Origin of the sequence: Klebsiella sp. 28 (genome assembly GCF_018223905.1) — a bacterium.
Taxonomy (GTDB): Bacteria; Pseudomonadota; Gammaproteobacteria; order Enterobacterales; family Enterobacteriaceae; genus Klebsiella; species Klebsiella pneumoniae.
Window position 1 is genome coordinate 1 of sequence record NZ_JAGRQY010000040.1, and the last position, 23,348, is coordinate 23,348.

A 23,348-nucleotide genomic window follows, 5' to 3' on the forward strand; every position below is an offset into this window, starting at 1 on the left:
GGGATCACATAGGCGTTATCGATCAGATAGCGCTGGGCGTCGCCGGTTAACTGCAAGCGCTGCTGCGGCTCTACCGCCGCGGAGATACCGGTCAGCAGGTCATTGAGCTTATCATCGCGGAAGCGCTGCACTTTATCGCTGGAGCCGCCTTTCTGCAGCAGCGCATCGCGGTTGTTGGGGAAGAACATACTTTTCACCACATCCGGGTCGGCGCGGCCCACTTCTGAGACGGTGAGCGGGGTTTTCTGCGGGTCGAGGTTATCCAGCGTACGGCTACCGGCATCCCCGGCTTTGACCGTCAACGCCACACCCACCTGGCGCCACTGCTGGGCGATCAGCTGCAGCACTTCCTTATTCTGCGGCTGCGGCAGCGACTCATAGACGGTCAGCGCCAGCCGCTGACCGTCTTTGCTGCGAATACCGTCGGCGGCGGGCTTCCAGCCGGCGTCATCCAGCAATTGCCGGGCTTTGGCCTGGTCGAAGGTGAGTTTATCGCTGAGATTGACATAGCCGGCGGCAGAGCTGGCCAGCACGGAGGTGGCTTGCGGGTAGTTAGCGGAGAACAGCGTCTCCACCACCTGCCTGGCGTTGGTGGCATGGAGCAGGGCCTGACGCACCCGCAGATCGGCGACCAGTGGGTTATCCGGGCGGAAGCTCAGGCTGTCGTTGACCCCGCGGGTAGGGGCAGCGTAGATCTTAAATCCCTGATCGGTAGCCTGCTTTTCATCGTAGGCCTGCACCTGGCGAATAAAGCCCGCCTGACCTGCCAGCAGCGCGCCGATACGCACGCTGTCTTCCGGCGTCACAATATAGGTGATGCCGTCGAGGTTAGCGGGCCCCTGCTGGGCAATGTTTTTCGGCCCCCACTGGTAATCCTTGCGCGCCACCAGCGTCAGCTCGCGGCCTGGTTTTTCATCCTGCACGACGAAGGGGCCGGAGCCGATAATATGTCGGGCATCGCCCAGCTCTTCAAAATTACGCTGCAGGGTGCTGAGAGATACCAGACCGGAGCCGATGGTGGCGGTTCCCTGCAGGAAGCCCGGCGACGGCTTGTTGAAGTAGAATTTTACCGTCAGCGGGTCGATCACTTCGCTGCGCTGGTAGTTATTGATGACCTCCGAGACGGGCAGACGATGGGCTTTATCTCCCAGACCATAGGTATCGAAGTTTTTGGCGACGGCGGCGGCGTCCAGCGGTGTGCCATCTGAGAAAGTGACCCCTTTGCGCAGGTGGAAGGTGTACTCGGTTTTATCGGCATTGCTGGTCCAGCTCTCGGCGATCCACGGCTCAATCTCCAGCGTTTTCGGGTTCTGCCAGGTGAGCTTGTCGGTTATCTGATTGAGAATCCCGCCATTCGGGTAAAAGCCGCCGGCGGGCGGATAGAGATTGGTGTGCGGTTGCTGCTCCAGATAAATTAAGGTGCCGCCTTTAACCGGCGTGTCGGCGGCCCAGACGGAAAAGGCGCCGGTGAGAAACAGCGCGGCCAGCGCGGGCAGGCGAAAATGACGATGCATGGTGAATTCCTTTGTTATCTATTGTGTTGCCATCATCGGGCGCGGCTAAAAACAAAGGAACCAAGGAATTGCGCTAAGCATTTGCGGAAATTGCATTTACTTCCCGGGTTGGGAAGCGAGAGGACGTGCCAGGGGGATCGCCTCTCCCGGACGGGAGAGGCGCGGGTGATTAGCTACGCAGATCGATAACCATACGGCCGCGGATCTGACCTTGCTCCATCTCTTTGAAGATAGCGTTGATATCTTCCAGCGGACGCAGGGTGACTTTCGGCACCACTTTGCCTTCGGCGGCAAACTGGAAGGCTTCCACCAGATCCTGACGGGTGCCGACCAGCGAACCGACCACTTCGATGCCGTCCAGCACCAGACGCGGAATATCGAGGCTCATCGCCTCCGGCGGCAGGCCCACCGCGACCACGCGGCCACCGGCGCGAACGGCATCCACCGCCGAGTTAAAGGCCGCTTTAGCCACCGCGGTTACTACCGCAGCGTGGGCGCCGCCGGTTTTTTCCTGAATCACTTTCGCCGCATCTTCATTGCGGGAGTTGATGGTCAGGTCGGCGCCCATCGAGGCCGCCAGCTCCAGCTGTCCGTCGTTGACGTCGATAGCGATCACTTTGGCGTTAAACACATTCTTCGCATACTGCAGCGCGAGGTTACCCAGCCCGCCGAGGCCGTAGATGGCGATCCACTGGCCCGGTTTGATGTGGGAGACCTTGACCGCTTTGTAGGTGGTGACGCCCGCGCAGGTGATGCTGCTGGCGGCGGCGGAGTCGAGGCCGTCCGGAACTTTTACCGCGTAGTTGGCGGTGACGATGCACTCTTCCGCCATGCCGCCATCGACGGTATAGCCGGCGTTTTTCACCGAGCGGCAGAGCGTCTCGTTGCCGCTGTTACAGTAATCGCAGTGGCCGCAGCCTTCGAAGAACCACGCCACGCTGGCGCGGTCGCCCGGCTTCAGGGAGGTGACGCCCGGGCCGACTTTTTGTACCACCCCGATCCCTTCATGGCCGAGAATGACGCCGGTTTTATCGCCAAAATCGCCGTTTTTCACGTGCAGGTCAGTATGACACACGCCGCAGCATTCCATTTTCAACAGCGCTTCGCCGTATTCCAGCGGGCGCAGCGTTTTTTCCGTGACGTTAACCTGATGGTCGTGGGTAACAACAGCTGCCTTCATGCCTGTCTCCTTGTGGGGGAATTGATTAACTTAATTAATGCAATAGTACCCAATAAGGATTAGACGCTGAGCGGTAAAATACAAGGCGCTTAGTACAGAATGTGGCTTTTTGCTACAGAGATAGCACAAAATTCAGACAATATCGCTATATTTGGTAGGTAATAATATTGACGCTGAATGGTCATGTTTTTGTCATCACTCGAATCTATTGTTTTGCGCATCAATTTCTTATAACAACAGAGTGATACAACAATGCATCTGGTAAAAACCATCCTCACCGCCGGTCTGCTTTTGTCCGCCGCCGCCCAGGCCCACAATGTGCTGGAATTTCCCCAGCCGGAAAACAACCCGGAAGAATTTTACGCCGTCACTGAGATCCCGACGGGCGGGATCGTTAAGTACGAAACCGATGCTAAAACGGGGTTTATCGTCGCCGACCGCTTTCAGTCGATGCCGGTGGCCTACCCGGCGAACTACGGCTCGCTGACCCAGTCGCTGGCCGGGGATGGCGACCCGCTGGACGTGGTGTTTTATACCCGCGCGCCGATGGCCCCGGGCACGCTGATTAAGCTGCGGGCAATTGGTGTGCTGAAGATGATAGACGGCGGTGAGAAAGACGACAAAATCATCGCCGTACCGGCCAGTAAAATTGACCCGACCTACGACGACATCAAGACCATCTCCGATCTGCCGAAAATAGAACAGCAGCGGCTGGAGGCCTTCTTCCGGGTCTATAAAGAACTGCCGGAGGGGCGTAAAAAGGTCGAGCTGGCCGGCTTTAATGACGCCGCGGCCGCGAAGCAGGAGATCAAATCGGCCTGGGAGGCCTGGAAGGCGAAGAACCCGCAATAATATTCATCGCGGGCGCTGTCCGGCGCCCGCGGCATTCGCTTTCACGATCCCTATGGCGGCAAAATCACACGTCACACGACAACGCTTATCCCACCATATTGCATCTTGACGCAGGATGAAGGCGATGGTTGTATTGTACAACCATTTCATTTTCTGGACCCGCCGCCATGCCTGATACCCCCTTAATCCAACAGATTCGTACCGCCTCGCGGTTAATGGTGCGCGAGCTGGGCTTTATGAGCACCACGCTGGCCGCCACCCATTATTCACCTTCGGCGGTGCACACCCTGCTTGAGGTATCGATGAGGGGGGAGATGACGGCCGCGCAGCTGGTCACGTTGCTGGGACTGGAAAAATCAAGCGTCAGCCGGATGGTCTCTCGTCTGCTGGCGGCTGGTGAGCTGGAGGAGCGTCCTTGCGCGGAGGATGCGCGCGCGAAATCACTCGCCCTGACGGCAAAGGGGCACGATACGGTGGCGAAAATTAACGCCTGGGGGACCCGTCAGGTGGTGGAGGCGTTAGACCATCTGGATGAGACGCAGCAGCAAACTGTCGCCACTGGACTGGCGGCCTATGCCCGGGCGCTGGCGCAGTGTCGGGATAGCGCGCTTGCGGATACGGCTCCGCAAATTTCGCTGATGACCGGCTACCAGCCGGGGATGATCGGCCGGATAGCCCAGATGCACGGGGAGTATTACGCCCGTCATCATGACTTTGGCGCTTTTTTTGAAGGCAAGGTCGCCAGCGGCGTAGCGGAATTTGCCACCCGGCTCTCCTCCCCGGCCAACCAGATCTGGCTGGCGATCCGCGAAGGGAAAATCGTCGGCTCGCTGGCTATCGATGGCGAGGACCTCGGCCAGCAGGAGGCGCATTTGCGCTGGTTCATTCTCGATGACAGCTGCCGGGGAACCGGCATTGGCAGGCGGCTCCTCAGCGAGGCGATGGCTTTCTGCGATAGTCGCCAGTTTAGCGCGGTGCAGCTGTGGACCTTTAAAGGGCTGGACGCGGCCCGCAAACTGTATGAATCCTTTGGCTTCACGTTAATCCGCGAATGGCAGGGGGAGCAGTGGGGAAAGGTAATGACCGAGCAGCAGTTTACCCGGTCCGGAAACATCGGCTAAGGGTGTTGCGCCTTAGCCGGTGGGGGGACATGGAGATTACGTCAGTTGGTTAAGCAGGCGGGCAATCTCCTCTTGCCACTGTGCCTGCAGTGACGGCTTTTGATGTTTTGGCTTGCGGGCCATGTCGTCAGCCAGCCACTGCTCCAGGTCAATCAGCCGCGCCAGCAGCGCCTCCTCATCATCGTCAGCCCCGGCGGGTGTACTCTGCAAAGCGAGCCGACTGTCCGGGGCGGGCGCCACGGCCTGCAGACGGGCATAAACCTCCTCCAGGCTGTGCCACTCCGTTAGCCCGGCGCTGTCAATCAGCCAGAAGCGGTTACAGCTTTCGCTAATCAGCTGGCGGTCATGACTGACCAGCAGCACGCCGCCGGGGTAATCGCGCAGCGTCTGCGCCAGCGCCGCTTTACCCTCCATATCAAGATGGTTGGTGGGTTCATCCAGCAGCAGCAGACTGTAGCGCGCCAGCGACAGGCCAACGAACAGCAGCCGCGATCGCTCGCCGCCGCTGAGGGTGCTGACCTTCTGGCTATGTCTCGCCCAGCCAAACCCGGCGGCGATCAGCGCCCGTTTACGGGTGTCCGCCGACGGGGCAAACGGCGTCAGGGCCTCGAGCAGGCTGGCCTCGTCCGGCAACTGCGCCAGCGTCTGGTCATAGTAGCCGGGGTGCAGCCGGGGATGCAGGCGCAGCCCCGGGAGAGGCGATGCGTTGTTCATCTGCTGCCACAGCAGGCGCAGCAGGGACGATTTGCCGCCGCCATTACGTCCCATGATGGCCACGCGATCGCCGCTGCGCAGGCGCGCCACGCCGGTGGTGAAGAGGGATGGCTGACCCGGCGCGGGCGAGACGGGAAGGGTGTCCATCTCCAAAAGGCGGTCGGCCGGCAGGGCGTCCCCCTGTAACACCAGGCGCCACGGCGGGCCGACGCTGAGCTCGGTCTGCTCGTCTTTCAGGCGGGCGACCTGCTTCTCCATCTGTTTGGCTTTGCGGGCGAGATCTTCATTGTCATAGACCCGACCCCAGGTGGCCAGCCGCCGGGCGCTGGCGCTGACCCGGTCGATCTCTTTTTGCTCCGCCTTATGACGTAACGCGGCGCTTTCATCCTGCTCCTGCAGTGCCTGACGGGCAGCGCTGCAGGGCAAGGCGAAGCAATGTAGCGTCTGGTCACGGAGGATCCAACTCGCATTAGTTACAGCATCCAGTAAGGTGTTGTCGTGTGACACCAGCACGAAGCTCCCCTGCCAGGTTTGCAGGAAGCTTTCCAGCCACAGCAGGGTGGGCAGATCGAGATGGTTGCCCGGCTCATCCAACAAGAGCAGATCAGGCTGGCGGATCAGCGCCCGGGCCAGCAGCAGACGCGTGTGCTGGCCGCCGCTCAGGGTGGCGGTCTGCTGCTCCATCACCGCCGGGGTAAAGCCCATTTGCGCCAGCAGGCGCTCGGCCAGCCAGCGCTGTGCTTCCCGCGCGTCGGCGGGTAATGGGGCCAGCACCGCCTGCAGCAGCGACTGCGTATGCAGCGCCTCCGGCAGATGCTGTTCAACGCGGGCCATCAGACACTGACCGGCGAGCGAGACGCTGCCCGAGGTGGGCGCGAGGGTGCCGTCCAGCACCTGCAGCAGGGTGCTTTTGCCGCAACCGTTATGGCCGATGAGACCGATCCGGTCGCCTTTCTTCAGGGTGAAGGAGAGGGAGTTAAACAGCGGCCCAAAAGCCGTCTCCACGTGGAGCGCATGGGCAGTTAGTAATGTACTCATAGTCAACTTACTCAAGAGTTACAGGCATGCAAATGCCTCGTCAAAACTCGCTGACGATAACCCGGTAAGCCGGAGAGAAGGGGTTGCGTGAAGAGTCTTCGCTCAAGCCATAGTTATCGCAGCACGATACCGATAACGCTTGAGCTGGCGCAATTGCCTAAGGCATGTGAAACAATAAACATTTCACAATACAGCATGGGGGGCCTCCTTTTTTATTCAGTAAGTGGATGGGTGATGGCAGTGTAGTGGGGAAAGGGAAAGCGCGCCAGTGACAAAACTGGCAGGGGGGACCCGCCAGCTGTCACCTGCGCCGCCTTTGTCTACGATGCCGGGTTGGCGCAGAGGGCTTATGTGTTTGCCAGAACATGGTTGCAGAACCATTTTTTTGCTGGCTCATTTACGGTGCCTCCACAGGGACGGTGGCGATCGGGCGGGCAATCATGATTGCCGTTTCACTGAGCGCATTCAGATCGCTTACCTGAGTACACTGGCGGGCCATGACCTGCGAATCGCCGTCCGGAAACCAGCCCTCATTGAATGACAGGGTGTAAAACTGGGTATGCCGCTTGACTTCACAGCGCCAGGCGCGGCCAAGATTGTTTCTGTCGATAAGCCAGCGGGGATCTTTCGCTTCAACAAAAATTTCATATTTAGAGGGTTGAGTGACATGTCGATCTGAATTCGTTTTGCTCCAGAAAATGGCAGTGTAAGAAATGTTGTGTTTACCGTACTGAATACTGGCATCCCGACCCGGGGTGACCTCCGGGTGGAGGAAAATAAATATCCCGGCGGCAATCAGTACCATCAGCGGTAATATAGGATGCTGTATCGGCCGCCAGGGGATTTTACGTACCGCCAACAGCCAGACCAGGGTAATAATAAACACGTAGAGCAGAGCGAAGAAAAATTTACTCGGTTCATAGATGACGACATCCACCAGATCGCCGGTGGCGGGCTGATACTGTTCCGCCCGCGGGGTGAGCATCCACATATCACCGCTGAAGAGGCACATTCCGGTGATGATGGCGATACCGCCGATAAGAAACAAGACAATACGGATCAGAATCGCATTCGCTTTATTCGCGCCAGGGGTTAATTTTAGCATTTCACATTCCGTTGTGAGGGGGTGAGAAACAACTATTTTGCACAGCGGAGGGCGCGCGGCAAATGCTATCCGTTTTATATTTTTACGATGAATGTATATAGGCGGAAAAAACGTTTCTGTGGCTGGAGGTATTATTCTGACGTTATTAATAACCGGGCCGATATGTCGACCCGGTGACAGCGATTAAATCGAGGTGCGGCGATAATTGCGATATTCCGGTAGCCAGAAATTATCGCTGATCGCTTGCAGCAGCGCTTCGGCGGAGGTTTTCACCGCCACGCCTTGCTCCTGGGCCACCTTGCCGACCGCGAAGGCAATTGCCCGTGAGACGGTCTGGATATCCTTCAGCTCCGGCAGCACCGGACCTTCGCCGTTGTTGACCAGCGGCGAGTGCTGCGCCAGGGTTTCGCTGGCAGCCATCAGCATCTCGTCTGTGACCCGCGACGCGCCGGAGGCGATCACCCCCAGTCCAATACCCGGGAAGATATAGGAGTTATTGCACTGGGCGATGGGATACTGCTTGCCTTTCACGGTAACCGGGGAGAATGGACTGCCGGTGGCGACCAGCGCCTCGCCGTCGGTCCAGCTCAGGATATTCTGCGGCGTCGCTTCCACCCGTGAGGTTGGGTTGGAGAGCGGCATCACGATCGGCCGCGGGCAGTGCTTGTGCATCTCGCGGATAATCTCTTCCGTGAACAGTCCCGGCTGACCCGAGACGCCGATCAGGATGTTCGGCTTCACGTTGCGCACTACGTCCAGCAGGGACAGCGCCTCGCTGGTGGTATCCCAGCTCTGCAGCTGCTCACGCTTTTGCACCAGCTTGTTCTGGAACGGTAGCAGATTAGGCATGCCGTCGGTTAACAGGCCGAAGCGGTCAACCATAAACACGCGCTGGCGGGCCTCTTCTTCACTGAGTCCTTCGCGGACGATCTGGGCGATAATCTGTTCAGCGATACCGCAGCCGGCCGAACCCGCGCCGAGAAAGACGATTTTTTGCTCGCTCAGCTGGCTACCGGCGCCGCGGCTGGCGGCGATCAGCGTCCCGACGGTCACCGCCGCGGTGCCCTGAATATCGTCGTTAAACGAGCAGATTTCATTGCGGTAGCGGTTGAGCAGCGGCATGGCGTTCTTTTGCGCAAAATCTTCAAACTGCAGCAGCACGTCCGGCCAGCGGGCCTTAATCGCCTGGATCACGTCGTCAACGAACTGATAGTACTCGTCGTCGGTAATGCGTGGATGGCGCCAGCCCATATACAGCGGATCGTCGAGCAGCTGCTGGTTGTTTGTTCCGACGTCCAGCACGATAGGCAGGGTGTAAGCCGGGCTGATGCCGCCGCAGGTGGTGTACAGCGACAGTTTACCGATCGGGATCCCCATTCCGCCGATCCCCTGGTCGCCGAGGCCGAGAATGCGCTCGCCATCGGTGACCACAATCACTTTCACGTTGTGGTTCGGGACGTTCTGCAGGATGTCGTCAAGGTTATGGCGATTCTGGTAGGAGATAAAGACGCCGCGGGCGCGACGATAGATCTCGGAGAACCGTTCGCAGGCCGCGCCTACCGTCGGGGTATAGATAACCGGCATCATCTCTTCAAGGTGGTTGCCGATCAGGCGATAAAACAGGGTTTCGTTGGTGTCCTGGATGTTACGCAGATAAATATGTTTGTCGATTTCAGTTTTGAATCCCTGATACTGGATCCAGGCGCGTTCCGCTTGCTCTTCGATAGTTTCAACCACTTCCGGCAGCAGGCCGAGCAGATTGAAATTGCTGCGCTCTTCCATACTGAAGGCGCTTCCCTTGTTGAGCAGGGGGAATTCAAGCAGAACGGGACCCGCGTAGGGGATGTACAGGGAACGGTTTTTCTTATGGGTAAATTGCATCGCACTAACTCCTTGATCATGACCACAGTCCCGGCGCGGCGATAAGCGAAGGGCGGGTGGAAAGCAGCGGGCAGAGTATAGAGCAGAAGGTCTTCAAGCGGGTAAACAAGCAGTCAATTGCCATAAAAAAACACCATCCTGGCAACAGGACGGTGTTGTTTATCATCACTCAGGCTGAAAATTAACCACCGCGGCGTTTGCGGCCGGTAGCATGGATGTGGTTGATGGTGGTTTCTTCATCGCCTTCCAGCACCACTTTTTTCTGCCGGGAAAGCTTATAGTTCAGACCGAGAAGATGACGTGCCTGATGGTTCGATTTCATTCTGACTCCTTTATCCTGTTCTGGTTTCAAGGGCAAACCCGGTAATGACCGGATGAAATGTAACCCAAAGTCGGCCGCGCGTTTTTTGTGCGGCCACAGGTAGGGTGGTCCATTTTCTCGGTAATAGCAACCCTGGGTAGCCAGATTAAGAACAGTCCTCCTTGCGCGCCGCAGGGGTCACCACTTCATCTCACCGGTATTAACTTTGGCGCTTAACTCCAGCGAGCTGGTCTCCGCCAGGCCCGGCCACTGTGCCTCCATCGCCTTGATCACCCCGGCCGAATCCGAATGCGTCTTCAGCGCCTGCTCGAACTGCTGGAGATAAGTTTTTGTAAAGCGCACTGCGCTGTCTCCCTCCGGCGGGGTGCCGAGATAATGGCCCGGGATCACCCGCTGCGGGTGCAGGGCGATCATCTGGTCCAGCGTATTACGCCATTGCTGACGACTGGCCGGCGTCTGGGTGTCGGCGGTCCAGAGATGCATACCCCACGCCACGCCGGTGCCGCCGAGGATCGTTTTGTTCGCCCGGATCCAGACGAACGCCGCGTAGTCATGCGGCTGCATGATGGTCACTTTCTCGCCATCGATGGTAAAGCTGTTGGCCTCCAGCGCCTGCGGGACATACACCTGCGTCGGCGCGCCGTCTTTCATTTGCGGGCCCCAGTACGCCAGTTTGGCCGCTTTGGTGGCTGCAATATGTTTGACGACCTCCGGCGTGGCGACCACCTCCGCCTGCGGGAAGGCTTTTACCAGCGGCTCAAGACCAAAATAGAAATCCGGATCGCCAGAGGTGATCACAATCCGCGATAGCGGTTTGCCGTTTTTCTTGATCATCTCCACCAGCTTTTCCCCATCTTTGACGCTGAACTGCGCGTCGAAAAGTACCGCTTCATGCGGACCGGAAACGAGGGTCGAGTTGACGGCAAAAAGTCCTTTTTCCTGCGGGTTGTAAGTTTGCAGCGTCAGAGGCGCCGCGAAGACCGCGCCGCTGAACAGGGCGGTAGCAACAGCAAGGGCAGATAATTTCATGATTTATTCTCAGTAACAGGTGAATGCGTTCCATTGTACGGATTTCGCTATTTGATAAAATTCCTGAAACAAGAGATGCTGAGTTTCATAAAACGTGCAGATCAGGGGGAGTGATGGACAGGGTGATTGCTGCGCAGGTGTATCTGCGCATCTGCGAGCTGGGAAGTCTTAGCGCCGCGGCGCGGGCGCTGGGTATGTCGCGCCCGATGGTGAGCCGCTATCTGGAACAGATGGAGAGCTGGGCCGGCGCCCGGCTGATCCATCGCTCAACCCGGCGGCTGACGCTGACCCCGGCCGGGGAGAAGGTATTGCTCAAGACCCGCGGTTTGACGCGGATCGCCGATGAAATCGCCGGCGAGCGTCAGCGGGCCGATCCCAGCGGCACACTGCGCGTCGCCTGCGCGCACTTTACCGCCATGCAGCTGATCTCTCCGCTGCTGCCGGACTTTCTCGCCCGCTATCCACTACTGCGCCTGGAGCTGGATATCAATAACCATCCGGTCAGCCTGATCGGCGAGCGTATCGACGTGGCCATTCGCATTACCGACAACCCGGAGGCGGGGGCCATCGCTCGTCGCCTCGGAGTGTGCCGTTCGCTGCTCTGCGCCGCGCCGGGCTGGATGCGCCAGCATGGCCCATTGACGACGCCCGACGATCTGCAACGACATAACTGCCTGCTATACAGCCATTTCGCCAGCCAGCACTGGCAGTTCAGCGATGCGCAGGGGCGGGAAGCGTCGGTGGCGGTGAACGGTAATCTGAGCGCAGGGATATCTTCATTGCTGCTGGAGGCGGCGGTTGCCGGGTGCGGCATTGCGATGCTTCCCGAACTGGAGGCCCGGGGCGCGATTGCCAGCGGCACGCTGGAGGTGGTGCTTCCGGAGTGGACGCCGAAGGCGTTGAGCGTTTACGGCATCTATCTTTCCCGCGACTACCAACCTGACGGATTACCGCTATTTCTTGATGAGCTGCAGAGGCGTCTGGGAGAGGAGACTGGCCACGGCTGAGTCTTGGCGCTTCGCGCCCCGACAGCACCGGCGGAAGGCAATTCCGCCGGTAGGCTGACGTTGAGCTTTATTCGTTGCCCCACTGATTAAGGAAATTAGCGATATCGTCAATGCGGTCTTCGTTAATGGCCGCCTCGCGGGCCATTTCTCGCTGCGCCTCTTCGTCAATCTCTTCGTTATTAGTTAACCGCGCAATCAGCAGTTGGAAATAGCGCGCCAGCGCATCGCGTTCTTCATCCTTTACCGGCGCAGCCGCTTCGGTCTCGTATTCGTCCACGATGTCATAAAATTTCAGGGGGATGTCATTACTCATCTGTCGTCCTCAGGGGTGGCGTCGGGGCCAGGGTTAGCGCACAGCGGCGGGCGGACATCATAGCATGCGGCCAGAGTAACGGAGTGGAGGAAAGAAAAAATTGCCGCAACCGGGAGGCGAGGGGCCAGTATATAGCCGCAAGGGTTGGCCGGGAAAATACCGGCGCGCGCTGGCGCGCGTCGGTATGCCGGGAGGCTTAGACCACACCATCCCCGCCGTCAGAACACCACACCTGTCCGGAGGTATATGAGCAGGCATCGGATGCCAGGGTGACATACAGCGGGGCGATCTCTACCGGTTGTCCCGGGCGCCCCATCGGCGTGTCTTTGCCAAACTGTTTCACCTTCTCGTCCGGCTGGCCGCCGCTGGATTGCAGCACCGTCCAGTAAGGGCCAGGCGCTACGGCGTTCACGCGAATACCTCGTTTCGCCACCTGTTTAGCCAGCGATTTAGTGAAGATCGCGAGACAGGCTTTGGTCTGCGCATAATCGAGCAGGATCGGGCTGGGTTTATACGCCTGCACCGAGGTGGTATTGATAATCGCGCTTCCGGCCTGGAGGTGAGGCAGTGCGGCGCGGGTGATCCAGAACGGCGCGTAGACGTTGGTTTTGAAGGTAGCGTCGAAATCTTCGGTGGTGAGTTCCTCAAGGGTTTCGCAGTATTGCTGACGTCCGGCGTTATTAACCAGGATGCTCAGACCTCCCAGTTGTTCCACCGCGTCGGCCACCAGCGACTGGCAGAAGGATTCTGAGCGAATATCACCCGGGAGGGCGACCGCGGTGCGCCCTTCGGCTTTGATCAGGGCGATAACTTCATCCGCATCCTTTTGCTCTTCGGGCAGATAGTTTATCGCGACGTCGGCCCCTTCGCGGGCAAAGGCGATCGCCACCGCACGGCCAATACCGGAGTCGCCGCCGGTAATTAACGCTTTCTTACCGGCCAGTCGCCCGGAGCCGGTGTAGCTGGTTTCACCGTGGTCCGGGGATGGCTCCATTTCCGCATCCAGACCCGGCGGGGTTTGTTCTTGCTCCGGGAACTCCGGACGTGGAGCCGTCTCTTCTGGCAACATGGAGGTGGGTAACTTCTTCATTGGCGGTTTTTCATCTTGCATAGTCATCTCCTTCAGACAGAACGGGCCAGCTCTAAGAATAGGTCAGCTTCTCCTGGCGAAAGCCCCTGAATGACTCGCAACATCGCAGTCAATGGCCAACCGTAGGCGTAACGGTATGCCTTAACCGACTGATCCTTGGCGTATTTCGGGGGATAGCGTTGCGTTATTATTGCTGACGTTAAATTAGGATTATTCCATCCTTAATCAAGGACCGAGGGCTATTTTCGTAACGCGCATGATCTTTTTCTCAAGTTACGATGAAGGTGCTGCCTGAATAAACGATGAAGATGTTCATTAGCAAACCATGGTCTATAAGGTAATACCTCTTTAGGGGTAATATTTCTGGATATTGTGTTCCGCGAGATAAAGAAATATTTATTCATTAAATTGTTTGCATTTTTTTACAAACGGCCGTTGGACGTTTCTGTTTTACCCGCCGGTGAACATAACCTACGTCAAATAAAGGAGTTGTGTGAGGTATATTTTATCTTACCGCTTCGTTAGTAAAGCTTTATTTTGTCAGTGCGCGGATGGGTATCTGAAATTAATTTGACTCCTGCAGGCATTCCTCTAGTGTTAGATATCGAGGGCGATGATTTGTAACAGGGTCATTTTCCATTTACCAACCGATATTGATCAAACCAAAGGTGAAAATTATGGCAGAGCATAGAGGCGGTTCAGGTAATTTTGCAGAAGATCGTGAGAAAGCATCCGAAGCCGGGCGTAAAGGCGGACAGCACAGCGGCGGGAACTTTAAAAATGATCCTGAACGTGCATCCGAAGCCGGTAAGAAGGGTGGTAAGAACAGTCATGGCGGCGGCCGTAAATCCGGTGACAGCTAGCGACTGATGAGCTGTGACGTCGACAAATCGGCGTTGAGACAAAACCTGTGGGCCAGATGGTCCGCAGGTTTCTGCATATTCAGGGTTTATTTCTCTATAACGACATTCATTATCCGCGATGCGGGGGAACTAAAAGGTGAGGAGGAAATCGCCGCATCACTAGCAATAAAAGAAGGCCGCAGCGGCAATAAATTAGCCGGACGGTAAAGACAGAAAATAACGGAACGGGACAATACGCAACGCTGTTTTCTTTTTTATGCTTAGGCAAAAGAAAGACATTTTCAGCGTAAGGTTTAGCGCCTGACGCTGCGGTCAGAGCGTCGATAAAATGGTCGCTCAATATTGTTCGGTCCTAAGGTAATAAAATGAAGTTGACGCCAGTGTTTATTAAGCGCTGTCATCTTGTCGCCGCCGTTATGTGGGTGGGTCTGGCGATACCCTCGTTGATCTGGTGGAAAGACAGCGTACTGTGGGTCATTCTCATCAGTATTTATGCCAATATTGTTGGCCATTTATCCGGATATAGCGCAGCGCGAGCTGACCAGGCGGCGGAAGAGAGTGAAGATTCCACGTCAAAATAAAAGGTTAATGATCAGAGGTGTATATGACGGATATTGAAAATTATCACAACTGGCTTCGCGATGCGCATGCCATGGAAAAACAGGCTGAGTCGCTGCTGGTGGCCACCATCAGACGCCTCGATAATGAACCGCAGTTACGCACCCGCCTTGAACAACATCTCTATGAAACCCGACGGCAATTGTCCGCCCTGCAGGATATCATCGCCCGCAACCATATTTCCCGCTCTGCGCTGAAGGATGCGATGAGCCGGGTGGCGGCGTTAGGACAGACCATTGGCATCATGCTGCCCGGTGATGAGGTTATTAAAGTGATTATCACTGCCTACGTTTTTGCCCATTTTGAGGTCGCCTGCTATACCGCTTTATTAACGGCGGCGAAAAGAGTAGGCGACCACAGCGCGATGCACACACTGGAGGGTATCCTGGCTGAAGAGAGAGGAATGGCTGATTGGCTGCTCCATTATCTGCCAGCGCTGACCGGGCAATATCTTATGGATACCGATATGCCTGGCGTTGAGGCCGGGCATTAAGCCGCCGGAGAACGCTATGGTCAAACGGCAAACCATCGCGCTCCTCGCCGCCGAGGAACAGGTTCCGCTGGTATTAACCGCCAGGCAGCAGGCGCTGGTGGACGCGGTAGCGAACAGGATGCTACCAGCGGAACGCAATCCCGTATCGCCTGTCGGCAAACCGCGCGCGAAGGCCAGGGCGGGGTCCGGATCGCGCTGAGGCGGCTGACAGGGACGGGCAGAACGCGAGGTGAGAGTGATGCAATGGGAAGAGTGGTTTCACAGAGCGGTCATCTATCAGGTTGACAGTTCGCTCTTTTATGATGCCAATGGCGATGGTTTTGGCGATCTCGCGGGCATTCGCCAAAAGCTACACTACATTCGCAGCCTCGGAGCGACGGTGCTCTGGCTGACTCCGTTCTATCTCACTCCTCTGCAGGATGATGGCTATGATATCAGCGATCATCTGCAGCCCGATCCGCGGTTCGGCACTATCGCTGACGTGATTGAGCTGATTGCCCGCGCCCGCGAGCTGGGACTGCGGGTGATCGTTGAGCTGGTGATCCAGCACACCTCCGCGCAGCACCCGTGGTTCCAGGCGGCGCGACGCGATCCCCGGTCGCCGTGGCGGCCGTATTATCTGTGGGCCGATCGGCCGCCGGAAAACGACGATCCTCCCATGTTTCCCGGCGTTGAGGAGAGCGTCTGGCGCTGGGACGAACAGGCTGGGCAATATTATCGCCACATGTTTTATCACCACGAGCCCGACCTGAATCTCGCCCATCCGCCGGTGATCGCTGAAATCGAAAACATTATCACCTTCTGGCTGCAGGCTGGGGTGTCTGGCTTTCGTCTCGATGCCGCGTCACATCTGGTCAAGCAGGCCGGAAAGGGCGACGAGACGCGCGGCTACCCGCTGCTGACCCATCTCCGGCAGGTTGTACAGCGCCTCAATCCCGATGCGATACTCCTGGGTGAAGTGGACGTCGCGGTAGAAGATTACCGTCATTATTTCGGCCAGGGCGATCGGCTGCAGATGGTGCTTAATTTCTGGCTTAACAAATACCTCTACCTCAGCCTGGCGCAGCAGCGCGCCGCGCCGGTGGTGAAGGCCCTGCAGGCGATGGTGACCCCGCCGGACGGGTGCTGCTTCGTCAACTGGCTGCGCAACCATGATGAACTGGATCTTGAGGGGATTGGCGAGCGCAACAAGCGCCAGGTTATCCGCACCTTTGCCCCTGATAAATCGATGTCCGTTTACCAGCGCGGCGTACGCCGAAGACTGGCGCCGATGCTGGACGGCGATACCCGACGCATAGCGTTAGCCCATGCTATCCTGCTGGCGCTGCCCGGCGTGCCGGTGATGCGCTATGGCGACGAGATTGGCATGGGTGACGATCTCTCCTTACCGGAGCGCTACGCGGTCAGAACGCCGATGCAGTGGTCGGCCGCGGCCAACGCCGGCTTTTCCCGGGCGGCGCGGGATGATTTGCCGGTAAAACCGGTGGCCAGCGGGCGGTTCCGCTACCAACGGATCAATGTTGAAACGGCGCTGCGCCATCCCAGGTCGCTGCTGCATCGGGTACGCAATATGGTATTGGCGCGCACGGAATATACTGAACCGGGATCCCTCCCTTTTACTCTCCTTACCCTAAAGCCTGACGCGGTGCTGGGCTTGCTCTATCGCAGCGAATCGCGGGAGGTACTGATGCTGGCCAACTGCAGCCAGCAGGCGGTAGAGGTCCTGCTCCCGCCGCCGGCCGAGGGCTACTGGAGCCCAATTCTGGAAGATAAGCTCTATCAGGATGGGCTGCACGGCGGGAAAGATGCGCGGCTGGCACTCTCCGGGTATGGTTACCGTTGGTTCAGCCGCAGCCTGAGTTAGCGCCGTTTTCCGGAACGACGGAACAACGCCCGCAGCGCCATCGTCGCCACCGCTACCCCGACGCCGGCGGCGACTTTACCCGGGAGATCGGCGCTGATGGTGACTGCTTTACGCCGTGCGCCATCGTTAAAGGGGCCGTGGCCCGGATGATTGCCGCGCACCGGCGTGAACAGGTCGTCCTGTTGGTCTGACGACTTTGGCTGACCGGTAAACTGTCCCTCCCACGCTTTTTTCACCATCAGCCGATCGAGCAGGCGAGGGAAGAAGACCTGGCCGAGGATCGACTGGATGGTGCTTTTTCCGACCCACAGCTCGTTGACCGGGCGCTGGATGACGCTGTAAATAGCCTCGGCGGCGACTTCCGGCTGATAGACCGGGGGCACCGGCTGCATGGCCTGATCCATTTTGTTTCGCGCCCAGCCAAACTGGGCGGTGTTCATCCCCGGCAGTTGCACCATGGTCAACTGGATGTGGCTTTTCTCATGCATCAGTTCGGTTCGCACGGCATCGGTAAAGCCGCGGATCGCCGCTTTCGCTCCGCAGTAAGCCGACTGCAGTGGGATTGAACGCCAGGCCAGCGCCGAGCCGGCCTGAATAATCACCCCCCGATCCCGGGGGATCATGACCTCCAGCGCCGCGCGGGTGCCGTTCACGTACCCGAGATAGGTCACCTCCGTCACCCGGCGAAACTCCTCCTCGCTCATCTGACGAAAGGGCGCCAGCACGGTGGTCATGGCGTTGTTGATCCAGACGTCGATTGCCCCGAGGGTGGTTTCCACCTCGGCGGCGGCGCGCTGCAGCGCCCCGGCATCGACGACATCGGCGCTAATAGCCAGCGTTTTAATGCCAAACCGTTCACAGGCCTGTCGCGTCTCCTGCAAACCCGTTTCGTCTCGGGCGATCAGCGCCACGTGATATCCAGCGCGGGCGAAACGCAGCGCGGTAGCTTTGCCCGCTCCCGCGGTTCCACCGGTAATAACCATCACAGACATAGTGACCTCATTATGTTTTGGCTTTCACAATATTGACTGTACGGATCGGTTAATTATTTCTCACCAATGGCAATGACGAGGTGGGAAATATCCTGGAATAAGCGCAATGTGAATCAGGTGGCATCTCCTGGTTAGTTTCGGCAGATCCTACATACTTCGGCGAAGGCGTTCTATAATTTGTAGGATCCCTGACAACCAGCGAGGAGGAAAAATGTTAATGTTGAACGTTGTTAACGGTGAAAAAGAAGAGGATGACGCCACTCGCGCTCCGGAATCAGGTGATAAACAACCGGAGCGTGATAAATAGCGAAGCCGATACTATTCCTGCTCAGGAATAATGGATATCTGGCCGTTACGCTCGAGAATAGCGAATTTGATCGCTTTCAATTCATAAATGCCATGGTGCTGCCTGGCCGCCAGCAGGATATCATCGACAGAGATATTGACGAGCTTAATCTTCTCGTCGATGACAGCACCATTTTCCACCACGATAACCGGCGTACCATCGAGAAAATTTTCTGCCTGAGCAAATTTTTTCTTAATATAGCCGAACAAAATATCAATACTAACCAGGGTGACGATAGTCAGCATCGACCCGGTAACCGAATAGTCTGTGCTGAGCATCGCCTGCTGGGTGGCTTCGCTGATAATCAGCAACAGTATCAGGTCAAAGTTGGTTAATTGCATCAGGGTTCTTCTGCCGGCAATCTTAAAAATAATCAACAGGATCAGATAGATTGCTGCGGCTCTAAGGACCATTTCCATAGCGACTCCTACGGATAGACAAACTGCTGCCAGGTTACAGAATAGCGATCGTTAACTACCGCCTGCAGAGAGATATTACCGGCCGTTTTTGGGGTAACGGCTAACCACACAGATATCGGTGAAGAGGGGTTCGACCGCTGATAGACGAGATGTAATTTCCCCTCGGCGCTATACATTTTATCCGGCTGCGGACGGATATCACCGATCTGGTAGCGGGTTAATAACGGGGCGGCGAAGCTGATAATGGTGTCACTGGCCGTATCCGGTTTAATCTGAATATTAAGCTCGGTTTCACTCATCAGCCTGGCATAGCGCTGATAATCTACGCTTAATTCGCCTCCGCCGGTTTCCCGGTGTGCTTCACTGAAATAACCGGAGGACCACAGGCCGCTTAACGCGGTAAGAATGATGAGACTCAAAACAATTATCCCATAGCGGCGGAAGCGATATTCAAAGCGTAAGGAGCGTTCATTCTCATCGACGATAGGACAAGGCTGTTGATTCTTAATCATTAATATTTTCCCCGCGTTTCGTTTCGCCAGGAGCGTAACGATAAGGACATTCTTATATTAGACGATATCAGAACAATTGACTTTGTAAAAATGGCCAGCCTCAGCCAGGCTTTATTCTCATCGTCAGCAAAAAACGGAGGCATGATGAAAAAACTAGCATTGGCCATGGCCTGTCTGTTTGCCGTAGGTGTCGCGCAGGCGGACGATAAGGGAGGGTTTAGTCAGGATGCCGCGCCGCCGCCGCCGCACAAACTCGATGACGGCTATCGCGGCGTCGAGGATGGCCGGATCATGACCGTTGAGCAGGCGAAAACCATGCACGATGGCGCGACCGTTTCGCTGCGCGGCAATCTGCTCAAGCGGCAGGGAGATGACCGTTATCAGTTTCGTGATAAAAGCGGCACCATCACCGTTATTATCCCGGTCGCCGCGTTTAACGAACAACACGTAGAGCCAGACGATCTGGTCAATATCAACGGCAGTCTGGATCGCAAAATGACGCCGCCGGTCGTGCGAATCGATCGTCTGCTCAAGCAGTCGCCTAAGTAAGCGGAGCACGTCGATATGAGCACCTTTTCTCACTCGCAAGACGAAGAGCGCGGTAAGCAACCTGCCCGTGAGGCGCCCGGGGAGCAGGGCGAAGTTCCGCGTAAACGGGACGACAGCAAGGATGACAAATCCGATCCCTGGCATCCGCAGGATGGCCGATAGCGTCGCCCTGCGTCACCAACGACACGAAAACCAGGGGAACGTGGGGGCCAGAGGCTGCGAAAAGACGCAGCTTCGGCATCACGCACTATACTTTTTGTTCGACATCACTACAGGAGGAATCAAATGGCGATTCATAAGAAAGGGCTAGCGCACTGGGAAGGCGACCTGAAGCATGGCAAAGGCACCGTGTCGACAGAAAGCGGGGCGCTGAGCCAGCAGCCCTACGGATTTAACACCCGTTTTGAGGGGGTGAAGGGCACCAACCCTGAGGAGCTGATCGGCGCTGCACATGCCGCCTGCTTTTCGATGGCCCTGTCGCTGATGCTCAGCGAAGAGGGATATACCGCAACGTCCATTGACACTACCGCAGTGGTCACCCTCAATAAAACCGACGGCGGCTTTGCGATTACCGATATCGCGCTGCAAAGCCAGATCGTCCTGCCGGACGTGTCTCCGGCGGTGTTCGATGAGATCATCCAGAAAGCGAAAGCAGGCTGCCCGGTATCGCAGGTGCTGAAGGCCAACATTACCCTCGATTACCAGCTGAATCCGTAAGCCGTCGTGCCCGCGTGCTGCGGGCACTCTTTCCGCAATATCTCTCCCAATACTGTCCAACAGTGGTATCTTTTGTCCTTTAGTTGCACGTAAGGGATACCATCATGATCGGCATTCGCCGGATGATCGAGGCGCAGGTGCTCGGCCTGACCGGCATGGCGCTAAAAGAGATCGACTTTGAACGACCCAAAGGAGAGCCGGGGCTGTTTGGTCCCCAGTCGGCCATCTGGCAGGTGCACGGCGATTTTACCTCGATGCTCTGCGGCGGCATTAGCGCGCTGTTGCTGCAGATGCTGCATCCTCTGGCGCTGGCCGGCGTCTGGGATCACTCTCGTTTTCGCGAGGATATTTTGGGCCGCCTGCGCCGCACCAGCCAGTTTATTTCTGCCACCACTTTTGCCACTACCCCCGACGCCGAACGGCTAATCGCCAAAGTACAGGGGATCCATCAGCGGATCGCCGGGGTGGATAAGGACGGAACCCCGTATCAGGCGAGCGACCCGGCGCTGTTAACCTGGGTGCACGTCGCCGAGTGCAGTTGCTTTATGGCCTCCCACCTGCGCTACAAGCGGACGGTGGTCAGTCCCGAGCGCCAGGAGGACTATTTTCGTGAGTCGGCGGAAATCGCCCGGCGGCTGGGGGCTCGGGATATCCCTCAGACACCGCAGGAGGTGGCGGACTATCTCGAGGCGATGCGCCCGCGACTGCGCTGCGACGAACGTACCCGGGAGGTAGCCGAGGTGCTGCTCTCCACCCGTCTGCCGGGGCGGATGAGCCAGCCGGTCGGCCGGGTGATGATGAACGCAGGAATTGACCTCCTGCCGGAATGGGCGCAGGAGATGCTGGGATTGTCGCTCACGCCGCTGCAGCGGCGCACGACGCGCCTGATGGTGCATGGCGTGGCCCGCGTACTGCGCGCCTCGGTACGCAACGGCGCCTGGCATTGCGCCATGCGCCGGATGACGGAGGCGTGATTCAGTTCGCTTGGCCCAGGTGACCGGCAATCAGCGCCTGCAGACTGCCATCCGCCCGCCACTCGCTAAGCGCGTCGTTTACCGCGTGAAAACGGTCCACGTCCGCCCGGGCGACGCAGATGGCCTGCTGGATCTCGGTAAAATTATCCGCCAGTACCCGCACCCCGGCGTGCTGACGGGCTGTCGCCTCCAGCGGCTGGCGGATACCGGCGACCATATCCCCTTCACCGGCGAGGAAGGCGTCGATTGCCTCCTGCGAAGAGGGAAGGCGATGCAGGCTGGCGTGCTGCAGATGGCGGGTTAGCCATAGATCGTATGCGGCGTTTTGTCCGACGTTAATGGTGGTTGCCGGGCGATCCATGTCGGCCACGCTCTGGCAGGGCGAATCAACGCTGACCAGCGCGGTGCCCTGGATGGTGATATAGGGCGAGGTAAAGCGCAGGGTGGCTTCCCGCGCCGGATCGATGGCCAGAAAGGCAATATCCCAGTGCTCGCCACCGGCGTCAGCCACCACTTTACCCGCGGCAGGATAGGGAACGAATTCGGCGCTGACGCCCCAGCGCGTCGCCAGCCGATGGCTGAGCTCGACGGTGATGCCCGCGGGCTTTCCTGTCTCCCCGAGATGGGCCAGGACCGCATTGCCCAGATTAATGGCGAAACGCAGCCGGGATGGTTTGTTATGTGACATCGCTGACTCCTGTGGTGGCTAAGCTAAAGTGGCCCGACCTGTGGCCACCCTTCAAAAGATAGTTCATAGGCGCAAGGTTGCAGCGTTCCAACGGCACATACAGTAAATAGTCATTACCGACCGCCGCGATATCGTTAAACGGCAAGGCAATGGCTTTTATATTGTTAAGCATAAACTCAGTTTGTCAGTTTATTCTTCCCGCTCACAAAGGGAGAGAAATAATGACACAACATAATTTTGAAAATGATAATAAATATCATGAGCGTTCGGTGCAGGCGCGAAAGAGTACCCTTGTTAGCGTGGTGGTTAATATTTTCCTTTCTGCCTTACAGGTAGTCGTGGGAATATTTTCCGGCTCTCAGGGATTAATTGCCGACGGAATGCACTCTTTTTCCGATCTGGTCGCCGATGGCGTGGTATTGATGGCGAATAAAAAGAGCCGTCGACCGTCTGACCACGATCACCACTATGGCCACTGGCGCTATGAGAACGGCGCCTCCCTAATCATCGGCGCGATGCTGCTGCTCGTCGGGGGTGGCATGCTATGGTCCGCGGCGGGCCATCTCGCGCAACCGCAAACTATTCCGCCGGTGCACAGCGCGGCGCTGTGGATGGCGCTGGTGGCGCTGGCCGTCAAGGAGGGGCTGTTTCGCTATATGCTGGCGGCCGCCAGGCGGCTGAATTCGTCGCTGCTTATCGCCAATGCCTGGCATGCCCGCTCTGACGCCGCATCCTCCCTGGTGGTGGCCCTGGGGATTATCGGTAATCTGGCCGGGTTCGCCTGGTTCGACCCGCTCGCCGCGCTGGCGGTGGGGCTGCTGATTGCGCGCATGGGCTATCGTTTCGCCGTCAGCGCGCTGCATGATTTAATGGACCGTGCGGTTGATGAAGAGATGCAGCAGGCGATCGCCGATACGCTGCGAACCACGCCGGGCGTGGCGGGCCTCCACGATCTGAAAACCCGTAAGGCGGGGGATCTGGTGCTGGTGGATGTCCATCTCGAGGTGGCTGGCGAGATGTCGGTAGCCGAAGGGCATCAGATTGCCCGTCACGCGCGGGAGCGGGTGCTGGCGCAGCATCCGGTGCTTAATGTGATGGTGCATCTCGATCCCTGCGAAGCGCAGGGGTTGACGAAAGCGGTCTGATA

Annotated in this window: 27 protein-coding genes and 3 pseudogenes; 15 read left to right on the forward strand and 15 right to left on the reverse strand. The window is 57.7% G+C overall.

Going from position 1 to position 23,348, the window contains the following annotated elements; translation table 11 throughout:
• Together KHQ28_RS07895 and adhP are read right to left on the reverse strand one after the other, a co-directional pair.
• The coding region (locus tag KHQ28_RS07895; protein WP_211777582.1) for a TIGR04028 family ABC transporter substrate-binding protein at positions 1-1,514 on the reverse strand (1,514 nt) is incomplete at its 3' end.
• 169 nt (positions 1,515-1,683) lie between these two features.
• Positions 1,684-2,694 carry an alcohol dehydrogenase AdhP gene (gene adhP / locus KHQ28_RS07900; protein WP_002906221.1) on the reverse strand — a complete coding sequence of 337 codons (1,011 nt, stop codon included), beginning with the start codon at positions 2,692-2,694 and terminating at the stop codon, positions 1,684-1,686.
• 252 nt (positions 2,695-2,946) lie between these two features.
• Here adhP and KHQ28_RS07905 point away from each other — a divergent pair, with 252 nt between their 5' ends.
• Both KHQ28_RS07905 and KHQ28_RS29135 read left to right on the forward strand, forming a co-directional pair.
• The gene (locus tag KHQ28_RS07905; protein WP_004176015.1) at positions 2,947-3,546 is read left to right on the forward strand and encodes an inorganic diphosphatase; all 600 of its coding nucleotides are present in this window, start codon (positions 2,947-2,949) and stop codon (positions 3,544-3,546) included.
• Between the two features lie 236 nt (positions 3,547-3,782).
• A pseudogene (locus KHQ28_RS29135) lies at positions 3,783-3,998 on the forward strand (MarR family transcriptional regulator); the annotation flags it as partial.
• A gap of 267 nt (positions 3,999-4,265) precedes the next feature.
• Here KHQ28_RS29135 and KHQ28_RS29140 read toward each other — a convergent pair.
• Positions 4,266-4,409 (reverse strand): annotated as a pseudogene (locus KHQ28_RS29140) (hypothetical protein); the annotation flags it as partial.
• On the opposite strand from KHQ28_RS29140, the pseudogene KHQ28_RS29145 reads away from it, so the two are divergent.
• Positions 4,341-4,667 (forward strand): annotated as a pseudogene (locus KHQ28_RS29145) (GNAT family N-acetyltransferase); the annotation flags it as partial. The pseudogenes KHQ28_RS29140 and KHQ28_RS29145 sit on opposite strands and share 69 nt — an antisense overlap.
• 36 nt (positions 4,668-4,703) lie before the next feature.
• On the opposite strand, the gene KHQ28_RS07915 reads toward KHQ28_RS29145, so the two are convergent.
• From KHQ28_RS07915 to KHQ28_RS07925, 3 genes are all read right to left on the reverse strand, one after another.
• Entirely contained in the window at positions 4,704-6,419 is a 1,716-nt protein-coding gene (locus KHQ28_RS07915; RefSeq protein ID WP_032411550.1) for an ABC-F family ATP-binding cassette domain-containing protein, read from the reverse strand.
• A 397-nt stretch (positions 6,420-6,816) separates the two neighbouring features.
• Positions 6,817-7,524: a hypothetical protein gene (locus tag KHQ28_RS07920; RefSeq protein WP_032418916.1), complete on the reverse strand. Its 708-nt coding sequence runs from the start codon at positions 7,522-7,524 to the stop codon at positions 6,817-6,819.
• A gap of 183 nt (positions 7,525-7,707) precedes the next feature.
• A complete protein-coding gene (locus KHQ28_RS07925; RefSeq protein WP_002906125.1) occupies positions 7,708-9,405 on the reverse strand; it encodes an NAD-dependent malic enzyme in 1,698 nt (565 codons plus the stop codon).
• A 56-nt stretch (positions 9,406-9,461) separates the two neighbouring features.
• Here KHQ28_RS07925 and KHQ28_RS07930 point away from each other — a divergent pair, with 56 nt between their 5' ends.
• Positions 9,462-9,590, forward strand: coding sequence for a hypothetical protein (locus tag KHQ28_RS07930; RefSeq protein ID WP_002906122.1), 129 nt, complete (start codon positions 9,462-9,464; stop codon positions 9,588-9,590).
• On the opposite strand, the gene sra is transcribed toward KHQ28_RS07930, so the two are convergent.
• Positions 9,587-9,727, reverse strand: coding sequence for a stationary-phase-induced ribosome-associated protein (gene sra / locus KHQ28_RS07935; RefSeq protein ID WP_004143727.1), 141 nt, complete (start codon positions 9,725-9,727; stop codon positions 9,587-9,589). The two genes, KHQ28_RS07930 and sra, sit on opposite strands and share 4 nt — an antisense overlap.
• Before the next feature lie 177 nt (positions 9,728-9,904).
• Positions 9,905-10,756 (reverse strand): Vmh family MBL fold metallo-hydrolase, encoded by an 852-nt coding sequence (locus KHQ28_RS07940; protein ID WP_004189881.1) that lies wholly within the window; start codon positions 10,754-10,756, stop codon positions 9,905-9,907.
• Positions 10,757-10,869: 113 nt separating this feature from the next.
• Here KHQ28_RS07940 and KHQ28_RS07945 point away from each other — a divergent pair, with 113 nt between their 5' ends.
• A complete protein-coding gene (locus KHQ28_RS07945) occupies positions 10,870-11,763 on the forward strand; it encodes a LysR family transcriptional regulator (RefSeq protein WP_032418917.1) in 894 nt (297 codons plus the stop codon).
• Between the two features lie 67 nt (positions 11,764-11,830).
• Here the strand turns inward: KHQ28_RS07945 and KHQ28_RS07950 are convergent, their stop codons facing one another.
• Complete coding sequence (locus KHQ28_RS07950) at positions 11,831-12,076, reverse strand: YmjA family protein (RefSeq protein ID WP_002906114.1); 246 nt, start codon at positions 12,074-12,076, stop codon at positions 11,831-11,833.
• A 196-nt stretch (positions 12,077-12,272) separates the two neighbouring features.
• Positions 12,273-13,187 carry an SDR family oxidoreductase gene (locus KHQ28_RS07955; RefSeq protein ID WP_004151242.1) on the reverse strand — a complete coding sequence of 305 codons (915 nt, stop codon included), beginning with the start codon at positions 13,185-13,187 and terminating at the stop codon, positions 12,273-12,275.
• Positions 13,188-13,843: 656 nt separating this feature from the next.
• Here KHQ28_RS07955 and KHQ28_RS07960 point away from each other — a divergent pair.
• From KHQ28_RS07960 to KHQ28_RS07980, 5 genes are all read left to right on the forward strand, one after another.
• Positions 13,844-14,029 (forward strand): general stress protein, encoded by a 186-nt coding sequence (locus KHQ28_RS07960; protein WP_004143718.1) that lies wholly within the window; start codon positions 13,844-13,846, stop codon positions 14,027-14,029.
• Between the two features lie 365 nt (positions 14,030-14,394).
• Positions 14,395-14,610: a hypothetical protein gene (locus tag KHQ28_RS07965; protein ID WP_004143717.1), complete on the forward strand. Its 216-nt coding sequence runs from the start codon at positions 14,395-14,397 to the stop codon at positions 14,608-14,610.
• Positions 14,611-14,633: 23 nt separating this feature from the next.
• Positions 14,634-15,140, forward strand: coding sequence for a ferritin-like domain-containing protein (locus tag KHQ28_RS07970; RefSeq protein ID WP_004151243.1), 507 nt, complete (start codon positions 14,634-14,636; stop codon positions 15,138-15,140).
• Between the two features lie 16 nt (positions 15,141-15,156).
• Entirely contained in the window at positions 15,157-15,339 is a 183-nt protein-coding gene (locus KHQ28_RS07975; RefSeq protein WP_004143715.1) for a hypothetical protein, read from the forward strand.
• A gap of 39 nt (positions 15,340-15,378) precedes the next feature.
• Positions 15,379-17,004: an alpha-amylase family protein gene (locus KHQ28_RS07980; RefSeq protein ID WP_032418918.1), complete on the forward strand. Its 1,626-nt coding sequence runs from the start codon at positions 15,379-15,381 to the stop codon at positions 17,002-17,004.
• On the opposite strand, the gene KHQ28_RS07985 is transcribed toward KHQ28_RS07980, so the two are convergent.
• The 3 genes from KHQ28_RS07985 to KHQ28_RS07995 all read right to left on the reverse strand — a co-directional run bounded on the left by KHQ28_RS07985 (position 17,001) and on the right by KHQ28_RS07995 (position 19,273).
• Positions 17,001-17,996, reverse strand: a complete 996-nt coding sequence (locus tag KHQ28_RS07985; protein ID WP_004151245.1) for an SDR family oxidoreductase — start codon at positions 17,994-17,996, stop codon at positions 17,001-17,003. The two genes, KHQ28_RS07980 and KHQ28_RS07985, sit on opposite strands and share 4 nt — an antisense overlap.
• Positions 17,997-18,314: 318 nt before the next feature.
• Complete coding sequence (locus KHQ28_RS07990) at positions 18,315-18,761, reverse strand: DUF421 domain-containing protein (protein WP_004148482.1); 447 nt, start codon at positions 18,759-18,761, stop codon at positions 18,315-18,317.
• A gap of 8 nt (positions 18,762-18,769) precedes the next feature.
• A complete protein-coding gene (locus tag KHQ28_RS07995; RefSeq protein ID WP_015958469.1) occupies positions 18,770-19,273 on the reverse strand; it encodes a hypothetical protein in 504 nt (167 codons plus the stop codon).
• A gap of 144 nt (positions 19,274-19,417) precedes the next feature.
• Here KHQ28_RS07995 and KHQ28_RS08000 point away from each other — a divergent pair, with 144 nt between their 5' ends.
• From KHQ28_RS08000 to KHQ28_RS08015, 4 genes are all read left to right on the forward strand, one after another.
• Complete coding sequence (locus KHQ28_RS08000) at positions 19,418-19,822, forward strand: YdeI family stress tolerance OB fold protein (protein ID WP_002906035.1); 405 nt, start codon at positions 19,418-19,420, stop codon at positions 19,820-19,822.
• 15 nt (positions 19,823-19,837) lie between these two features.
• Entirely contained in the window at positions 19,838-19,984 is a 147-nt protein-coding gene (locus KHQ28_RS08005) for a hypothetical protein (protein WP_002906033.1), read from the forward strand.
• Positions 19,985-20,107: 123 nt separating this feature from the next.
• Positions 20,108-20,539, forward strand: a complete 432-nt coding sequence (locus KHQ28_RS08010; protein WP_032418919.1) for an OsmC family protein — start codon at positions 20,108-20,110, stop codon at positions 20,537-20,539.
• 104 nt (positions 20,540-20,643) lie between these two features.
• Positions 20,644-21,513 (forward strand): oxygenase MpaB family protein, encoded by an 870-nt coding sequence (locus KHQ28_RS08015; RefSeq protein WP_004176040.1) that lies wholly within the window; start codon positions 20,644-20,646, stop codon positions 21,511-21,513.
• Between the two features lies 1 nt (position 21,514).
• On the opposite strand, the gene KHQ28_RS08020 is transcribed toward KHQ28_RS08015, so the two are convergent.
• Both KHQ28_RS08020 and KHQ28_RS08025 read right to left on the reverse strand, forming a co-directional pair.
• Positions 21,515-22,201 (reverse strand): ABC transporter substrate-binding protein, encoded by a 687-nt coding sequence (locus KHQ28_RS08020; protein ID WP_004184165.1) that lies wholly within the window; start codon positions 22,199-22,201, stop codon positions 21,515-21,517.
• Positions 22,191-22,373 (reverse strand): hypothetical protein, encoded by a 183-nt coding sequence (locus tag KHQ28_RS08025; RefSeq protein ID WP_004143707.1) that lies wholly within the window; start codon positions 22,371-22,373, stop codon positions 22,191-22,193. Before KHQ28_RS08025 ends, KHQ28_RS08020 begins: the two co-directional genes overlap by 11 nt.
• Before the next feature lie 49 nt (positions 22,374-22,422).
• Here KHQ28_RS08025 and KHQ28_RS08030 point away from each other — a divergent pair, with 49 nt between their 5' ends.
• Positions 22,423-23,346, forward strand: coding sequence for a cation diffusion facilitator family transporter (locus KHQ28_RS08030; RefSeq protein ID WP_004151892.1), 924 nt, complete (start codon positions 22,423-22,425; stop codon positions 23,344-23,346).
• Positions 23,347-23,348: the final 2 nt, after the last annotated feature.

Bases quoted from the DNA above. Each gene is read 5' to 3' on its own strand.
- adhP (WP_002906221.1), bottom strand. From the start codon at position 2,694: ATGAAGGCAGCTGTTGTTACCCACGACCATCAGGTTAACGTCACGGAA.
- KHQ28_RS07905 (WP_004176015.1), top strand. From the start codon at position 2,947: ATGCATCTGGTAAAAACCATCCTCACCGCCGGTCTGCTTTTGTCCGCC.
- KHQ28_RS07915 (WP_032411550.1), bottom strand. From the start codon at position 6,419: ATGAGTACATTACTAACTGCCCATGCGCTCCACGTGGAGACGGCTTTT.
- KHQ28_RS07920 (WP_032418916.1), bottom strand. From the start codon at position 7,524: ATGCTAAAATTAACCCCTGGCGCGAATAAAGCGAATGCGATTCTGATC.
- KHQ28_RS07925 (WP_002906125.1), bottom strand. From the start codon at position 9,405: ATGCAATTTACCCATAAGAAAAACCGTTCCCTGTACATCCCCTACGCG.
- sra (WP_004143727.1), bottom strand. From the start codon at position 9,727: ATGAAATCGAACCATCAGGCACGTCATCTTCTCGGTCTGAACTATAAG.
- KHQ28_RS07940 (WP_004189881.1), bottom strand. From the start codon at position 10,756: ATGAAATTATCTGCCCTTGCTGTTGCTACCGCCCTGTTCAGCGGCGCG.
- KHQ28_RS07945 (WP_032418917.1), top strand. From the start codon at position 10,870: ATGGACAGGGTGATTGCTGCGCAGGTGTATCTGCGCATCTGCGAGCTG.
- KHQ28_RS07950 (WP_002906114.1), bottom strand. From the start codon at position 12,076: ATGAGTAATGACATCCCCCTGAAATTTTATGACATCGTGGACGAATAC.
- KHQ28_RS07955 (WP_004151242.1), bottom strand. From the start codon at position 13,187: ATGCAAGATGAAAAACCGCCAATGAAGAAGTTACCCACCTCCATGTTG.
- KHQ28_RS07960 (WP_004143718.1), top strand. From the start codon at position 13,844: ATGGCAGAGCATAGAGGCGGTTCAGGTAATTTTGCAGAAGATCGTGAG.
- KHQ28_RS07965 (WP_004143717.1), top strand. From the start codon at position 14,395: ATGAAGTTGACGCCAGTGTTTATTAAGCGCTGTCATCTTGTCGCCGCC.
- KHQ28_RS07970 (WP_004151243.1), top strand. From the start codon at position 14,634: ATGACGGATATTGAAAATTATCACAACTGGCTTCGCGATGCGCATGCC.
- KHQ28_RS07975 (WP_004143715.1), top strand. From the start codon at position 15,157: ATGGTCAAACGGCAAACCATCGCGCTCCTCGCCGCCGAGGAACAGGTT.
- KHQ28_RS07980 (WP_032418918.1), top strand. From the start codon at position 15,379: ATGCAATGGGAAGAGTGGTTTCACAGAGCGGTCATCTATCAGGTTGAC.
- KHQ28_RS07985 (WP_004151245.1), bottom strand. From the start codon at position 17,996: ATGTCTGTGATGGTTATTACCGGTGGAACCGCGGGAGCGGGCAAAGCT.
- KHQ28_RS07990 (WP_004148482.1), bottom strand. From the start codon at position 18,761: ATGGAAATGGTCCTTAGAGCCGCAGCAATCTATCTGATCCTGTTGATT.
- KHQ28_RS07995 (WP_015958469.1), bottom strand. From the start codon at position 19,273: ATGATTAAGAATCAACAGCCTTGTCCTATCGTCGATGAGAATGAACGC.
- KHQ28_RS08000 (WP_002906035.1), top strand. From the start codon at position 19,418: ATGAAAAAACTAGCATTGGCCATGGCCTGTCTGTTTGCCGTAGGTGTC.
- KHQ28_RS08005 (WP_002906033.1), top strand. From the start codon at position 19,838: ATGAGCACCTTTTCTCACTCGCAAGACGAAGAGCGCGGTAAGCAACCT.
- KHQ28_RS08010 (WP_032418919.1), top strand. From the start codon at position 20,108: ATGGCGATTCATAAGAAAGGGCTAGCGCACTGGGAAGGCGACCTGAAG.
- KHQ28_RS08015 (WP_004176040.1), top strand. From the start codon at position 20,644: ATGATCGGCATTCGCCGGATGATCGAGGCGCAGGTGCTCGGCCTGACC.
- KHQ28_RS08020 (WP_004184165.1), bottom strand. From the start codon at position 22,201: ATGTCACATAACAAACCATCCCGGCTGCGTTTCGCCATTAATCTGGGC.
- KHQ28_RS08025 (WP_004143707.1), bottom strand. From the start codon at position 22,373: ATGCTTAACAATATAAAAGCCATTGCCTTGCCGTTTAACGATATCGCG.
- KHQ28_RS08030 (WP_004151892.1), top strand. From the start codon at position 22,423: ATGACACAACATAATTTTGAAAATGATAATAAATATCATGAGCGTTCG.